The following is a 14,692-nucleotide window of genomic DNA, read 5'->3' as shown; positions in this document are numbered from 1 at the left end:
GCGTAGATGGCATTTGCAAAACTTGCATGCCCATAAAATCTACTTTCAATGACATATCAATAACTCATCCAAAATTTCCACTCTGGTAATAAGGCAAAAGCACATTTTTCATTCAGCGGTCATGTAAATGAAAGCCGGTTGTCATCTGATAAGTTAAAAATAATGGGTTAATCAGACTGATTAGCAGGCAAAAAATTTTGGGATGTACGGGAATGGCGGTTACACTTCACCCGCTGATTATTTGACTACAGGAAAGAATGGATTGTGACCAAACTCAAACTTCTGGCATTAGGCATCCTTGCCGCGACCGCAGTAAGCACCGCACAGGCGGAAAGTCAGTGGACGGTTGGCGCGGGTGTTGGCGTCATTAACAGCCCGTACAAACAGTATGACCGTGATGTTTACCCTGTGCCGGTTATCACCTATGAAGGCGATAACGTCTGGTTCCGTGGGCTCGGCGGCGGCTACTATCTGTGGAACGATACGGCCGATAAGCTTTCCATCATGGCGTACTACGATCCTACGCACTTCAAGCCGGGTGACAGCGACAGCCACGCGCTTCGCCAGCTCGACAAGCGTAAAAGCTCGATGATGGCCGGCCTCTCTTATGTGCATAACACCCAGTATGGCTTCCTGCGTACGGCCCTGGCAGGCGATACGCTGGATAACAGCAACGGCTTTATCTGGGATCTGGCGTGGCTGTACCGTTACACCAACGGTGGTCTGACCCTGACGCCGGGTATTGGTGTGCAGTACAACAGCGAGAACTACAATGACTACTATTATGGCGTCTCTAAAAACGAGTCCCGTCGTAGCGGTCTGAAGAGCTACAGCGCAGATGACGGCTGGGATCCGTACCTGGAGCTGACCGCGAGCTATAACTTCCTTGGCGACTGGAGCGTGTACGGTACTGGCCGTTATGAGCGTCTGAGCGATGAAGTGAAAGACAGCCCGATGGTCGATAAGTCCTGGGCAGGCATCTTCTCTGTCGGTGTGACCTACAAGTTCTGATTGTGCACTCATAGTGTGCAATTGATGCATCAAAACGGGGCGCTTGCGCCCCGTTTGCTTTAGTGTGGTGCAGCGAGATTATCGCTTAATAATGCGGATCGTCTGACCTAAACGAGATGGCTTTTCTTCACTCGCTTTCTGCGGGGCAGTCACGCAGGCCGTTTCCACGCAGACAAACGTTTTATAACCGTCGTCAGGCACGTCGGCCATGCTGACAGACAGTGCAGGGCCCGGGTTCCAGCCCACCACGTTGCTGTGATGGTGATGTACTACCTCAATGCCGCGGTTCAGGGCACCGTCGTGGATCATGCTGCATGCTTCCGGATGCAGATAGACGCGGTCGGTACGGTCAGGAAACGCCTGAACGCCGTCGCTGAGTTTGCCTTCTTTCGCGTTGTCGACTTTATCGATAAAGGTATCGCCAAGGCCGCTCACCTTCACAGCGCTGATGTCACCCACGTTGAAATAGGTGTGCAGGGCGGAGGTGGTTTCGAACTCGCCGTGGGCTTCCAGTTCGATTTCACAGGTTTTACCCAGCTTAAAGCGGGCGTACAGGGTGAAATCGTGCGGCCACAGGGCGCGGGTTTCGTCATTAGCCTGCAGCTCAAAGGTCAGCACGGCGCCGCTGTCGTCTTCGTTATGCGCTTTCAGGGTCCACTGCTGGTTACGGGCAAAACCGTGAGAAGGCAAACCCGGCTGTGCGGACGGGCCGAACCACGGCCAGCAGATCGGTACGCCGCCGCGAATCGCCGCCCCTTTTTTGAAAGAGGTCGCATCGCTCAGCCACAATCCCTCTGCTTCACCTTCGGGTCTCCAGGAGAGCAGGTGGGCGCCGTTCAGCGCCACTGAGGCCTTAACGCGTGGATGGTCAACGACGATAACGTCAGCACCGTCAATCTGGCGGCGGGAGAGCACAGGGGTAAGTTGTTCGACTACCGGAAGTGCAAAAATTTTATTAATCATTAAGCAATCCTCTGTCTTATAAATAAAAAAGGCGACCGAAGTCGCCTTTTTGGATCAAACACTCATCTCAACTTATTTGGAGATGTGAGCGATCAGGTCCAGTACTTTGTTAGAGTAGCCGGTTTCGTTGTCGTACCAGGATACCAGTTTAACGAAGTTGTCGTTCAGTGCGATACCTGCTTTAGCATCGAACACAGAAGTGCACACTTCGCCGTTGAAATCGGTAGATACAACGTCGTCTTCGGTGTAACCCAGAACGCCTTTCATTGGGCCTTCGGAAGCAGCTTTGATTGCTTTCTTAATTTCTTCATAAGAAGCAGCTTTTTCCAGACGAACGGTCAGGTCAACAACGGATACGTTAGGAGTTGGAACGCGGAACGCCATACCAGTCAGTTTGCCATTCAGTTCTGGCAGTACTTTACCTACAGCTTTAGCCGCACCGGTAGAGGATGGGATGATGTTCTGAGCCGCGCCACGGCCGCCGCGCCAGTCTTTGTGAGACGGGCCATCAACGGTTTTCTGAGTAGCGGTGGTTGCGTGAACGGTGGTCATCAGACCTTCGATGATGCCGAAGTTGTCGTTGATAACTTTAGCCAGCGGTGCCAGGCAGTTGGTGGTGCAGGATGCGTTGGAAACGATGTCCTGGCCAGCGTAAGTTTCGAAGTTTGCACCACGAACGAACATTGGGGTGTTGTCTTTGGAAGGACCCGTCAGAACAACTTTCTTCGCACCCGCAGTGATGTGTTTACGTGCAGTTTCGTCGGTCAGGAAGATACCGGTTGCTTCAGCAACAACGTCAACACCAATTTCGTTCCATTTCAGGTTAGCTGGGTCTTTCTCAGCAGTAACGCGGATGGTTTTGCCATTTACAACCAGGTGGCCGTCTTTCACTTCAACGGTGCCGTCGAAACGACCGTGAGTTGAGTCGTACTTCAGCATGTACGCCATGTATTCAGCGTCCAGGAGATCGTTGATACCAACGATTTCGATGTCAGAACGTTTCTGAGCAGCACGGAAAACAATACGGCCGATACGGCCAAAACCGTTGATACCTACTTTGATAGTCATATATTCCACCAGCTATTTGTTAGTGAATAAAAGGTTGCCTGTAAAATTACAAAAACCTTACGCAGCGTCAAGCGGAATCGTGTCAATCATTGCGACAAATCAATCCTGTGACTAACGTTTGTGCGACTGACTCGCCTCACTTTCCCTTTGAGCTTGCAACCACATGGGGGCTGCGCCCGGAATTTTAAAGTCCTCGCAGGATAAAAATGTGAATATGATCACAATTGCCTGACCACCTTTTCGCGACACATAAGTTTAGATCAAAAGTGCACGCAAGGGTGTTAATGTTTTGTTAGAATGCGGGGTAAAAGATGTCTGTTTCTACAGCGAGATGTAAGCATATGTCGAACCAACGTAACCCCGACGATTTGAAAAAAAACCTCACAGAAATGCAGTTTTACGTGACGCAAAACCACGGGACGGAACCGCCGTTCACCGGGCGTTTACTGCACAACAAGCGAGACGGCGTCTACCACTGCCTGGTCTGTGATGCTCCGCTGTTCAATTCCCAAACGAAATTTGATTCGGGCTGCGGCTGGCCGAGCTTTTACGAGCCGGTGAGCGATGAGGCGATCCGCTATCTGACCGACTCGTCGCACGGTATGGTGCGCACCGAAATTCGCTGCGGCAACTGCGATGCGCACCTTGGACACGTCTTCCCGGATGGCCCTCAGCCAACGGGCGAGCGTTTCTGCGTGAATTCAGCCTCAATGAGCTTCACTGACGACGAAAACGGCGACCAGATCAAGGGTTGAAAAAACGATTCAGCAAATTATTCCTTTAAAAGGGCGGGATTGTGAATATTGAAGACATGATTAGCGGTATGACGCCGGAGATTTATCAGCGTCTGGTCACCGCCGTAGAGCTGGGAAAATGGCCCGATGGCGTCGCGCTGACCCCGGAGCAAAAAGAAAACAGCCTGCAGCTGGTGATGCTGTGGCAGGCGCGCAACAACACCGACGCGCAGCACATGACGATCGACACCCATGGTCAAATGGTGATGAAGAGCAAGCGTGAGCTGAAAGAGGACTTCGGTATCACCCCGAAGCCGATTGCGACTTTCAAATAATGCTCTCATGTAGGCCGGGTAAGCGCTAGCGCCACCCGGCACGCTACACTTTAGTGCGGGATCCCGAGCGACGCCGCCAGCTGCTTCGCTAACTGGTTTTCATCATCCGCGCCGTACTCCCAGAACATCGCCCCGGCGAGACCTTTCTCTTTGATGTAGTCCGCTTTGATCGCCACGGATCGCGGGTTCTCATACGAAATCGCAAACAGCGCGTTGCCATCGGCACCTTTCACCGAGAGCCACGGCACCTTTGCCTGGTCGTCCCAGTGCTCGGTAAAGCGTTTCTGCGGATCGTTCAGCAGCTTTTTGACGATATCGTTGTACTTCACGTAGGTATCTTTGGTCAGGTCATAGCCGAGCGACTTGAACAACCCGATCTCCTGCGGCCCGAAGTAGGGCTGAGTGGCCGGATTTTTTTGCGCATCGGGTTTCGTCCAGTCAATGCCCGGCTCCACGGCGCGTTTCGGTACGCGGCCATAGAAACCAATCCCGAGATTCATCTGCTGTGGCTTCAGCCCGGCGGCCAGATAGTTGTTCACCACAAAATCGACGCTGTATTTGTCCGCGGCGGCCACCGTCGGCCAGGCGCTGGAGTCGTACAGGTTGGCGTTGAAATACTGCGTGCCGTACGCCATGTCGTAGGTCATCAGGTTGATGTAGTCGAGCAGGGGCGCAATGGCTTTCACATCCACCCAGCTTTTCGGACTTTCCGCATTCGCGCCTATCGCAATGGTCACCAGCTTTTTATGCCCGAACGCGTCGCGCATCTCCTTCAGCAGGGCGGTAAAGTTATCCCTGTCGGCGGGCTGGCTTGCCACCAGGCCCCAGGCACCGTTGACCGGATACTCCCAGTCGAGGTCGATCCCGTCCAGACCATATTTTTCAACAATCTCCTGCGCGGAGCGGATGAACACCGCGCGGCTCTCTTGGGTTGCCGCTGCGCCAGAGAAACCACGCGCGCCCCAGCCGCCGACGGAGAGCAGGACCTTAAGATTTGGGTTTTGCTTACGCAGGGTGGGGATCAAGGCCAGGTCGGACGCCACTTTTGGCGATAGCCAGATTTGATGCAGCTTCGCCGGATCTTTCAGCGCGGCGTTGGTTTCGTCTTTTTCGTCGTTATAGACCAGACCAAACGAGTAGTTCAGGTGGGTGATCTGGCGAACGTCCAGCTTATTGATATCGCCACCCGGTCCGGCGGTGACGTCGCCACCCCCGTTAAAGTAGCCCACGGACATCAGGGAACTGGCGGAGGCAACTGACGCGCAAAGCAAGGGTAAGGCTGCCAGCAAGGGCAAACGTTTCATACAAGTTCCTCTTTGACTTAATAAAATTAACCACGCCACGGAAAAGGCGTGGCGAAAAAACAGCCTGAAGAGAATAGCATTGCCGCTTCGCTGAGGTTGCGAGGAAGTTCACTTTATGGGGATCGGAGGGGGAGTTTTGCCGGGTGGCGCTGACGCTTACCCGGCCTACAAAACCAAAGAAGTCGGCCGGGTAAGGCGCAGCCGCCACCCGGCTTAAAAGACTACGCCTGCGTTTCCAGCCAGTCTTCGAGCGTATACAGCGTCGCGCCTTCCGCAGCCATATCCATAAACGCCTGAGCGCTGTCCTGCGGATGAATGTTCACCCCGCGGCAGCCGTCGGTGATGACGCTGACGGTGTAGCCAAGCTGAAGCGCATCCAGCACGGTGAACTTCACGCAGTAGTCCGTTGCCAGCCCCAGTACAATCAGCTCGGTGATTTCATGGTGACGTAACCAGGCGTCCAGCGCCGTTTTCTGGCGATGCCCGTTATCAAAAAACGCGCTATAGCTGTCGATAGCCGGGTTTTCACCTTTATGGAACACCGCGTCGATGGCTTTCTGGTTCAGGAGCGGATGTAACTCCGCGCCTTCCGTTTGCTGTACGCAGTGATCCGGCCAGAAAGTTTGCGCCAGCCCGTCGAGTTCACCCCGGGTGAAGGGCTCGACATTGTGCTGGCTGGCAAAGCTGCCGTGATTTGCCGGGTGCCAGTCCTGGCTTGCGACAACTGCTTCACCACGGGCTTTGCACCAGTCAATCAGCGTGTTGGCCACGTCAACGGTGCTGTCACCTTCGGCGATGGCCAGCGCACCGCCCGCGCAGAAATCATTTTGCAAATCGACCAGGAGCAGGGCGCGTTGCTTCATGAGACCTCCTTATTCGTCAGGCGTCAGTTCGCCGCGCAGGTTTTGCATCATCGCGCTGCGAATGGACTGAATGTCCAGATCCTGACTCAGTAAATAGTGAAGTTTAGTCAGCGTTGCCTCAACGGTCATATCGAAACCGCTGATCACGCCCGCATGCGCCAGCGCGTTGCCGGTGGCATAGCCGCCCATATTCACTTTACCGGACATACACTGGGTCAGGTTCACCACCACAATTCCACGTTCGCTGGCTTCCTGAAGCTCTTTCAGAAACTCGCCGTTTTGCGGCGCATTGCCCACGCCATAGGAGCGCAGGATAAGCGCTTTCACCGGCTGGCGCAGGAAGTTACGCACCACGTCCGCAGAGATACCCGGATAAATGGTCACCACGCCAATCGGTTGCGGAGTAATCGGATGCACAATCAGCTCGCCCGCGGTGTTCGGCGCAGGAGGGGTTCCCAGACGACGGATATGAATCCCGGCCTCCAGCAGCGGCTGCAGGTTGGGTGAGGCAAAGGCGTCAAAGCCGTCGGCGTGGGCTTTGGTGGTGCGGTTACCGCGATAAAGACGGTTGTTAAAGAACAAAGACACTTCGTTAATCGGGTAATTCGCCGCCACGTACAGGGAGTTCAGCAGGTTGATCTGCCCGTCAGAGCGCAGCTCCGCCAGCGGAATTTGCGATCCGGTGACGATAACCGGCTTGCTCAGGTTCTCCAGCATGAAGGAGAGCGCCGAGGCGGTAAATGCCATGGTGTCGGTACCGTGCAGGATCACGAAGCCGTCGTACTGGTCGTAATGGGCTTTAATATCATCCGCGATGTGCTGCCAGTCTTCCGGCGTCATGTCGGAGGAGTCCATCAGCGGCTCGTATTCGTGGATGGTGAAGTCAGGCATTTCCGGACGGTGGAATTCGGGCATCAGCGCAAGCTGACGCTGCAGGTGGCCGGAGACGGGGATATAGCCGTTTTCAGAGCGCTGCATACCGATGGTACCGCCAGTGTAGGCTACATAAATCGATTTCTTCTGCATGGTAGTGAGTTCTTGTTCTTCAAAAGAAAAAAATCCCCTCTTCGTAGGAAGAGGGGACGGTTTTTAACGGACGTTCGCGCAGGTCAGGCAAAACGCGTAACGACTCTGTGGATCGTTAAAGGCCGCAAGCTTATCGCTTTCTGCCTTCATCGCTTTTGCCGCCGTGGCGACCGGCGCAGGCAGGTAAGCCTGCAGCGCCTCCGGCAGCATGGCGCGTACCGAGCCGGACATGCTGTCCATGACCATATCGAAGAACGACGGTTCGTCCTGGTAATACTCGATATGCCACTGCTTCAGCTTCGCCAGTTCGGCGGCTTTCTTCACCGCGTCATCGAAGTCGCCCAGGCTGTCCACCAGTCCGTTGCTCTTCGCATCCTGACCGGTCCAGACGTGGCCCTGCGCAATCTGGTCGATCTGCTCAGGCGTCTTTTTGCGCGAGTCGGCGACCAGGGTGATAAAGCGTTTATAGCCGTTCTCAATGCTGAGCTGCATCATCTCAGAGACTTCCGGCGGCAGGGATTTGGTCACCGCGACATCCGCGAGCGGAGAAGTCGCTACGCCGTCAGTATGCACGCCCAGAGAATCCAGGCTGTTCTCTACGGTATTGATCACCCCGAAGATGCCAATCGAGCCGGTGAGCGTGCTTGGGTTCGCCACGATGTAGTTGGCTGGCGTGGAGATCCAGTACCCCCCGGAGGCGGCCATTCCGCCCATTGAGACGACGACCGGCTTACCGGCGGCGCGGGCCGCGGCCAGTTCAGCGCGGATCACTTCGGAGGCGCTGACGCTACCGCCAGGGCTGTTGACCCGCAGAACAATCGCCTTCACTTTCGGATCGAGGCGCGCATCGCGGATTTGTGACGCGGTGGTATCGCCGCCCACGTTCCCCGGGGTCTCCTGACCGTCCATGATCGCACCGTTAGCAAAGACCACCGCGACGCTGTCCCCGTTCTCATCAGGTTTCTTCGTCGAGTAATCATACATGCTGATGGCGCTGTAATTTTTGTCCTCTTTGCTCCAGCCAAACTGTTTGCTCAGGGATTTTTCAATCTCGGCGCTGGTGCCCAGGGCATCAACCAGTTTGTTATCGAGCGCGTATTTCGCGGTATCGCCGTCAACCTTACGCAGGCCTTCGAACACGCCCTGCGCGCCAGGGAACACCTGCTCAGGCGTAATCTGACGGTTCGCGGCAACGGTGCCGAGATAGTTCTGCCACAGCTCGCCAATCCAGCGGCTGTCCGCTTCGCGGGCGGCAGGTGACATATCGTCGCGAATAAACGGCTCCACGGCGGATTTATACGTGCCGACGCGGAAGACGTGGGTGGTGACCTTCAGCTTATCGAGCAGCGATTTATAGTACAGGCCGTTGGTGGCAAAGCCGTGCAGATCGACCGTACCCTGCGGGGAGAGCCAGATTTTATTGGCGAAGCTCGCCAGATAATATTGCCCCTGGCTGTAGCTGTCGCCCACGGCAATGACCGGCTTGCCGCTGTCGCGGAAATCGCGCAGCGCTTTACCGATGTACTGCATAGACGGCTGATCGCCGCCGGCAAAATCTTTCAGATCCAGCACGATGCCGGTGATGTTGCGGTCATCTTTGGCCTGACGGATGGCATCGACGATATCGAACAGGGAGTTTTCCTGCAGGCGGTCAGACGTGGCGCCAAACAGCTGACGGCTGATCACACCCAGACGGTTGCTGGCTGACGGTTTATCAACGATGACGCCGGTGATATCGAGTAACAGGGCCCCGCGAGTCGAATGCTGCGCCTGATTTGCGTTGCTGATGTGCATCCAGATGCCCGCGCAAACCAGAACCAGGAAGATGAAGAAGATGTTCATCACCAGGTTGCGGACGAAGTTGAGCAGTCGCCACGTCCATTTAAAGAAACCGGCAATAATTCGCCAAAGGGTTCGCATGTATTCTCCCTAACCAGAAAATGACTGTTTCCGTCGCCACTGGACGGTAATGTTGGGTTATCGTAATGACCCAACCGCCACTTGTCAGCAGGAATCGCCTGCCAGGCTGTAACAAAATCTGCCGTCGTGTTAATTTTGTGAGTAAATTTCAAGAAAGGAGTTAACCAATGGACGCACTCGAACTGCTTGTTAACCGCCGTAGCGCTTCCCGTCTGGCCGAACCTGCCCCGGCAGGCGAGCAGCTGGAGAACATTCTGCGTGCCGGCATGCGTGCCCCCGATCATGGCACGCTGCAGCCGTGGCACTTCTTTGTGATTGAAGGCGAAGGCCGCGATCGTTTCAGTAAACTGCTGGAGCAGGGGGCGGTGGCCGCAGGGCAGGATGAGAAAGGAATCGATAAGGCGCGTAATGCCCCGTTCCGCGCCCCGATGATCATTGCTGTCGTGGCAAAATGCCAGGCGGATCATAAAGTCCCGGTCTGGGAACAGGAAATGTCTGCGGGCTGTGCGGTGATGGCGATGCAGATGGCCGCCGTCGCGCAAGGCTTCAACGGCATCTGGCGCACCGGTGCGCTGACCGAAAGCCCGGCGGTCCGGGACGGTTTTGGCTGCGGTGAGCATGACAAAATTGTCGGTTTCCTCTATCTCGGTACTCCGCAGCTTAAAGCCTCCAGCACCATCAGCGTGCCGGACACCACGCCTTTCGTCAGCCGTTTCTGATAGCGCGCGCTAAACTGTCTGGATTCTGAGCATCTGCCGCAGAATTCAGACAGTCATACTTACCTCTTTATGGAATGAGCGCTACCATAGCGCGATTGAGATGACAGGAGACGTCCATGAGCGAGCAAACCATTCGTTTAACGCAGTACAGCCACGGAGCCGGTTGCGGTTGTAAAATTTCCCCGAAAGTGCTGGAGACCATCCTGCACAGCGAACAGGCGAAGTTTGTCGACCCGAACCTGCTTGTCGGTAACGAAACGCGTGACGATGCAGCGGTTTATGACCTGGGTAACGGCACCAGCATTATCAGCACCACCGACTTCTTTATGCCGATTGTCGACAACCCGTTCGATTTCGGGCGTATTGCGGCCACTAACGCCATCAGCGATATCTTCGCCATGGGCGGCAAACCGATTATGGCGATCGCTATTCTGGGCTGGCCGATCAACACCATCCCGCCGGAAGTAGCCCGTGAAGTGATTGATGGCGGCCGTTTCGCCTGCCAGCAGGCGGGGATTGCGCTGGCCGGTGGTCACTCTATCGATGCGCCGGAGCCTATCTTCGGCCTGGCCGTTACCGGCGTGGTCCCGACCGAGCGCGTGAAGCGCAACAGCACCGCGCAGGCGGGCTGCAAGCTGTTCCTCACCAAGCCGCTGGGCATTGGTGTGCTGACCACCGCCGAGAAAAAATCCCTGCTGAAGCCTGAGCACATAGGGCTGGCAACCGAAGTCATGTGCCAGATGAACCTCGCGGGTGCGGCGTTCGCCAATATCGACGGCGTGAAGGCGATGACCGACGTGACCGGTTTTGGTCTGCTGGGGCACCTCTCCGAAGTGTGTCAGGGCGCGGGCGTGCAGGCGCAGGTCTGGTATCAGGACGTGCCGAAGCTACCGGGCGTGGAAGAGTATATTGCTCAGGGCGCGGTCCCGGGCGGTACCCAGCGTAACTTCGCCAGCTATGGTCACCTGATGGGCGAAATGCCAGAAGAATGGCGCAACCTGCTGTGCGATCCGCAAACCTCCGGCGGCCTGCTGCTGGCGGTCACGCCGGAATCCGAAGCCGAGGTTCAGGCCACGGCCGCCGAGTTCGGCATTACCCTGACGGCGATCGGCGAGCTGGTGACCGCGCGCGGTGGCCGACCGATGATTGAGATCCGTTAATTCGATGCGGTTGTTTATTGCCGAAAAGCCGAGCCTGGCCCGTGCCATTGCCGATGTGCTGCCCAAGCCGCATCGCAAAGGCGACGGCTTTATCGAATGCGGTAACGGGCAGGTGGTTACCTGGTGTATCGGTCACCTGCTTGAGCAGGCGCAGCCGGATGTCTATGACAGCCGCTACGCCCGCTGGAATTTGAACGATCTGCCCATCGTGCCTGAAAAATGGCGCCTGCAGCCCCGACCTTCGGTGACCAAACAGCTCAACGTGATCAAGCGCTTCCTGCATGAAGCCGAAGAAATCGTGCACGCGGGTGACCCGGACAGGGAAGGACAGCTGCTGGTGGATGAGGTGCTGGACTATCTGGAGCTGGCGCCGGAAAAGCGCCAGCAGGTGCAGCGCTGTCTGATCAACGACCTCAACCCGCAGGCGGTGGAGCGTGCGATCTCGCGCCTGCGCGCCAATAGCGAATTTATCCCGCTGTGCGTCTCCGCGCTGGCCCGCGCGCGCGCGGACTGGCTGTACGGCATCAACATGACCCGCGCCTACACCATCCTCGGGCGCAACGCGGGCTATCAGGGCGTGCTCTCCGTGGGGCGCGTGCAGACGCCGGTGCTGGGGCTGGTCGTGCGTCGTGATGAAGAGATTGAGAACTTCGTCGCCAAAGATTTCTTTGAAGTGAAAGCGCATATCGTCACGCCTAAAGACGAACGCTTTACCGCCGTCTGGCAGCCGAGCGATGCCTGCGAGTCATATCAGGATGAAGAGGGGCGTTTGCTGCACCGTCCGCTGGCGGATCATGTGGTTAACCGCATTACCGGACAGCCCGCTATCGTCACCAGCTATAACGATAAACGGGAATCAGAACCCGCGCCGCTGCCGTTCTCGCTGTCGGCCCTGCAGATTGAGGCCGCGAAGCGCTTTGGCCTCAGCGCGCAGAACGTGCTGGACATCTGCCAGAAGCTCTATGAAACCCACAAGCTGATCACCTATCCGCGTTCGGATAGCCGCTACCTGCCGGAAGAGCATTTTGCCGGTCGTCATTCGGTGATGAACGCCATTAGCGTGCACGCGCCGGATCTGCTGCCGCAGCCGGTGGTGAACCCGGACACCCATAACCGCTGCTGGGACGACAAAAAGGTGGACGCCCACCACGCGATTATCCCGACGGCGCGCGCCAGCAGCGTCAACCTGACGGATAACGAAGCGAAGGTCTACAACCTGATCGCTCGTCAGTACCTGATGCAGTTCTGCCCGGACGCGGTGTTCCGCAAATGCGTGATCGAGCTGGAAATCGCAAAAGGGAAGTTTATCGCCAAAGCCCGTTTCCTCGCGGAAGCAGGCTGGCGCACGCTGCTTGGCAACAAAGAGCGTGACGAAGAGAACGACGGCACGCCGCTGCCCGTGGTCGCCAAAGACGACGAGCTGCTGTGCGAGAAAGGGGAAGTGGTGGAACGCCAGACCCAGCCGCCGCGCCATTTTACCGATGCGACGCTGCTGTCGGCTATGACCGGGATCGCCCGGTTCGTGCAGGATAAAGATCTGAAGAAGATCCTGCGCGCCACCGACGGTCTGGGTACGGAGGCGACCCGCGCGGGGATCATCGAGCTGCTCTTTAAGCGCGGTTTTCTTGAGAAAAAGGGGCGCTATATCCATTCGACCGAGCCGGGCCGCGCGCTGATTCACTCCCTGCCGGAGCTGGCCGCCAGGCCGGACATGACCGCGCACTGGGAATCGGTGCTGACGCAGATCAGCGAGAAGCAGTGCCGCTATCAGGACTTTATGCAGCCGCTGGTGGGGACGCTTTACCAGCTGATCGATCAGGCGCGCAGCACGCCCGTGAAAACGTTCAGAGGGATGGTTGCACCCGGTGGTGGCGCGAAGAAACCGTTTAAAAAGAAAAAGAGCGCGGCCGCCTCTTAACCCGTAGGCCGGGTCAGGCGAAGCCGCCACCCGGCGAAAAGCCGCTCTGCGGCCTGAAAAAAGCCCGGTGGCGGCTACGCCTTACCGGGCCTACAGGGCGAGAATGCCGCGAAACTTTAAATCACACCCTGCCCAATCATCGCATCCGCCACCTTCACGAACCCGGCGATATTCGCCCCACGCACGTAGTTGGTTTGCGATGCTTCACCGCCGTACTCCACGCAGGCGTGGTGAATATCCAGCATGATATGGTGCAGGCGCGCATCCACTTTCTCCGCCTTCCAGCCGAGACGCGCGGCGTTTTGCGCCATTTCGAGGCCGGAGGTTGCCACGCCGCCCGCGTTGGCGGCCTTGCCCGGTGCAAACAGCACGCCTGCCTCCAGGAACAGGTCCGTCGCGTCGATCGTGGTCGGCATGTTTGCCCCTTCGGCGACCGCTTTTACACCGTTGCTAATTAACGTGCGCGCGGCTTCAGCATCAAGCTCGTTCTGCGTGGCGCACGGCAGGGCGATATCCACCGGCACGCCCCACGGCTGTTTACCTTCGAGGTAGGTCAGGCCAAACTCCCGGGCGTAATCCGCTACGCGTCCATCGCGGCTGGCTTTGATTTCACACAGGCGCGCCAGCTTCTCTGCCGTGAAGCCCGCTTCATCCACCACCGTTCCGCTGGAGTCAGAGGCGGTCACCACGCGAGCGCCAAACTGCATCGCTTTTTCAATCGCGTACTGCGCCACGTTACCGGAGCCGGAAACGGCTACGCGCATGCCTTCGAAGCCTAAGCCGTGACGCTTGAGCATGGCCTCTGTGAAGTAAACCAGGCCGTACCCGGTCGCTTCCGGGCGGATCAGGCTCCCGCCAAACGACAGCCCTTTGCCGGTAAAGACGCAGGCGCTGTTGTTGGAAAGCTTTTTCATCATCCCGGCCATAAAGCCCACTTCACGTCCGCCCACGCCGATATCACCGGCAGGCACGTCGGTGTCCGGGCCGAGGTGACGGTAGAGTTCGGTCATCAGCGCCTGGCAGAAACGCATCACTTCACCTTCGCTTTTGCCTTTCGGGTCGAAATCGCTGCCGCCTTTTCCGCCGCCCATGGGCAGCGTGGTCAGTGCGTTTTTAAAGGTCTGCTCGAAGCCGAGGAATTTCAGAATCGACAAATTCACGGAAGGGTGGAAGCGCATACCGCCCTTAAACGGGCCGATGGCGGAGTTAAACTGGACGCGCCACGCGCGGTTAACCTGCACCTGATTGCGATCGTCCACCCAGGTCACGCGGAACTGGATCACGCGCTCTGGCTCGACCAGGCGTTCGAGCAACGACATCTGGCGATAGCGCGGGTTTTGTTCAAGGAAGGGCCACAGGGTGGTCATCACTTCACGCACGGCCTGGGCAAACTCGCTTTGGTGCGGGTCGCGCTGCTGAACATGGGCAAGGAAACTTTCCAGAGAGCGTGTCTGATCCATAGATATAAGAACCTCTTATAATAATGTTTGTATATGACTTATGCGTTTTGTGTTGTTTTTTTGACTATACCACCCGTACCGCTTTGTGTAGCAAGCAGAAATTCAGGACGAAAGGGAAATTAATGACAGGTGCTGCGTCATAACCAAAAGCGATGACGAGATAAATTAAAGGTTCCGCGCGGGTTTACCGTTATAGTCATTATCAAGGGAA

The 14,692-nt window shown here is 56.7% G+C and carries 13 protein-coding genes; 6 read left to right on the top strand and 7 right to left on the bottom strand.

The genetic code is table 11. The features are described 5' to 3' along the window. The first annotated feature begins 264 nt into the window (after positions 1 to 264). Positions 265 to 1,011, top strand: coding sequence for a MipA/OmpV family protein (locus tag ACOTXI_RS00555; protein WP_021241048.1), 747 nt, complete (start codon positions 265 to 267; stop codon positions 1,009 to 1,011). A 78-nt stretch (positions 1,012 to 1,089) separates the two neighbouring features. Here ACOTXI_RS00555 and ACOTXI_RS00550 read toward each other — a convergent pair whose 3' ends face one another. Next, complete coding sequence (locus ACOTXI_RS00550) at positions 1,090 to 1,974, bottom strand: D-hexose-6-phosphate mutarotase (protein ID WP_058654575.1); 885 nt, start codon at positions 1,972 to 1,974, stop codon at positions 1,090 to 1,092. 72 nt (positions 1,975 to 2,046) lie between these two features. Continuing rightward, positions 2,047 to 3,042, bottom strand: a complete 996-nt coding sequence (gene gapA / locus ACOTXI_RS00545) for a glyceraldehyde-3-phosphate dehydrogenase (protein ID WP_006809136.1) — start codon at positions 3,040 to 3,042, stop codon at positions 2,047 to 2,049. Between the two features lie 341 nt (positions 3,043 to 3,383). Between gapA and msrB the strand changes: the two genes are divergently transcribed. Both msrB and ACOTXI_RS00535 read left to right on the top strand, forming a co-directional pair. Continuing rightward, entirely contained in the window at positions 3,384 to 3,797 is a 414-nt protein-coding gene (gene msrB / locus ACOTXI_RS00540; protein WP_008500710.1) for a peptide-methionine (R)-S-oxide reductase MsrB, read from the top strand. Positions 3,798 to 3,838: 41 nt separating this feature from the next. After that, positions 3,839 to 4,111: a YeaC family protein gene (locus ACOTXI_RS00535; protein ID WP_021241050.1), complete on the top strand. Its 273-nt coding sequence runs from the start codon at positions 3,839 to 3,841 to the stop codon at positions 4,109 to 4,111. Positions 4,112 to 4,161: 50 nt separating this feature from the next. On the opposite strand, the gene ACOTXI_RS00530 is transcribed toward ACOTXI_RS00535, so the two are convergent. The 4 genes from ACOTXI_RS00530 to sppA form a co-directional block, all read right to left on the bottom strand. Beyond that, positions 4,162 to 5,415 carry a glycoside hydrolase family 18 protein gene (locus ACOTXI_RS00530; RefSeq protein ID WP_058654574.1) on the bottom strand — a complete coding sequence of 418 codons (1,254 nt, stop codon included), beginning with the start codon at positions 5,413 to 5,415 and terminating at the stop codon, positions 4,162 to 4,164. 221 nt (positions 5,416 to 5,636) lie between these two features. After that, on the bottom strand, positions 5,637 to 6,278 hold the full coding sequence (gene pncA, locus ACOTXI_RS00525) for a bifunctional nicotinamidase/pyrazinamidase (protein WP_058654573.1): 642 nt from the start codon (positions 6,276 to 6,278) through the stop codon (positions 5,637 to 5,639). Positions 6,279 to 6,287: 9 nt separating this feature from the next. Then, positions 6,288 to 7,304: an asparaginase gene (gene ansA, locus ACOTXI_RS00520; protein WP_008500705.1), complete on the bottom strand. Its 1,017-nt coding sequence runs from the start codon at positions 7,302 to 7,304 to the stop codon at positions 6,288 to 6,290. 63 nt (positions 7,305 to 7,367) lie between these two features. Next, on the bottom strand, positions 7,368 to 9,224 hold the full coding sequence (gene sppA, locus ACOTXI_RS00515; RefSeq protein ID WP_058654572.1) for a signal peptide peptidase SppA: 1,857 nt from the start codon (positions 9,222 to 9,224) through the stop codon (positions 7,368 to 7,370). A gap of 167 nt (positions 9,225 to 9,391) precedes the next feature. Between sppA and ACOTXI_RS00510 the strand changes: the two genes are divergently transcribed. The 3 genes from ACOTXI_RS00510 to ACOTXI_RS00500 all read left to right on the top strand — a co-directional run bounded on the left by ACOTXI_RS00510 (position 9,392) and on the right by ACOTXI_RS00500 (position 13,021). Next, positions 9,392 to 9,943, top strand: coding sequence for an NAD(P)H nitroreductase (locus ACOTXI_RS00510; protein ID WP_045353688.1), 552 nt, complete (start codon positions 9,392 to 9,394; stop codon positions 9,941 to 9,943). A 116-nt stretch (positions 9,944 to 10,059) separates the two neighbouring features. Beyond that, the gene (gene selD, locus ACOTXI_RS00505) at positions 10,060 to 11,103 is read left to right on the top strand and encodes a selenide, water dikinase SelD (RefSeq protein WP_023292697.1); all 1,044 of its coding nucleotides are present in this window, start codon (positions 10,060 to 10,062) and stop codon (positions 11,101 to 11,103) included. A 4-nt stretch (positions 11,104 to 11,107) separates the two neighbouring features. Continuing rightward, the gene (locus tag ACOTXI_RS00500; protein ID WP_058654571.1) at positions 11,108 to 13,021 is read left to right on the top strand and encodes a DNA topoisomerase III; all 1,914 of its coding nucleotides are present in this window, start codon (positions 11,108 to 11,110) and stop codon (positions 13,019 to 13,021) included. 116 nt (positions 13,022 to 13,137) lie between these two features. Here the strand turns inward: ACOTXI_RS00500 and gdhA are convergent, their stop codons facing one another. Continuing rightward, on the bottom strand, positions 13,138 to 14,481 hold the full coding sequence (gene gdhA / locus ACOTXI_RS00495) for an NADP-specific glutamate dehydrogenase (protein WP_008500700.1): 1,344 nt from the start codon (positions 14,479 to 14,481) through the stop codon (positions 13,138 to 13,140). Between the last annotated feature and the right edge of the window lie 211 nt (positions 14,482 to 14,692).

This window comes from Enterobacter cloacae complex sp. BZL2005 (assembly GCF_049238885.1).
GTDB classification, from domain to species: Bacteria; Pseudomonadota; Gammaproteobacteria; order Enterobacterales; family Enterobacteriaceae; genus Enterobacter; species Enterobacter roggenkampii.
This window is presented reverse-complemented; position numbering and strand designations above follow the sequence as displayed.

Bases quoted from the DNA above. Each gene is read 5' to 3' on its own strand.
- ACOTXI_RS00530 (WP_058654574.1), bottom strand. From the start codon at position 5,415: ATGAAACGTTTGCCCTTGCTGGCAGCCTTACCCTTGCTTTGCGCGTCA.
- msrB (WP_008500710.1), top strand. From the start codon at position 3,384: ATGTCGAACCAACGTAACCCCGACGATTTGAAAAAAAACCTCACAGAA.
- ACOTXI_RS00550 (WP_058654575.1), bottom strand. From the start codon at position 1,974: ATGATTAATAAAATTTTTGCACTTCCGGTAGTCGAACAACTTACCCCT.
- sppA (WP_058654572.1), bottom strand. From the start codon at position 9,224: ATGCGAACCCTTTGGCGAATTATTGCCGGTTTCTTTAAATGGACGTGG.
- gdhA (WP_008500700.1), bottom strand. From the start codon at position 14,481: ATGGATCAGACACGCTCTCTGGAAAGTTTCCTTGCCCATGTTCAGCAG.
- gapA (WP_006809136.1), bottom strand. From the start codon at position 3,042: ATGACTATCAAAGTAGGTATCAACGGTTTTGGCCGTATCGGCCGTATT.
- ACOTXI_RS00500 (WP_058654571.1), top strand. From the start codon at position 11,108: ATGCGGTTGTTTATTGCCGAAAAGCCGAGCCTGGCCCGTGCCATTGCC.
- ACOTXI_RS00510 (WP_045353688.1), top strand. From the start codon at position 9,392: ATGGACGCACTCGAACTGCTTGTTAACCGCCGTAGCGCTTCCCGTCTG.
- pncA (WP_058654573.1), bottom strand. From the start codon at position 6,278: ATGAAGCAACGCGCCCTGCTCCTGGTCGATTTGCAAAATGATTTCTGC.
- ansA (WP_008500705.1), bottom strand. From the start codon at position 7,304: ATGCAGAAGAAATCGATTTATGTAGCCTACACTGGCGGTACCATCGGT.
- selD (WP_023292697.1), top strand. From the start codon at position 10,060: ATGAGCGAGCAAACCATTCGTTTAACGCAGTACAGCCACGGAGCCGGT.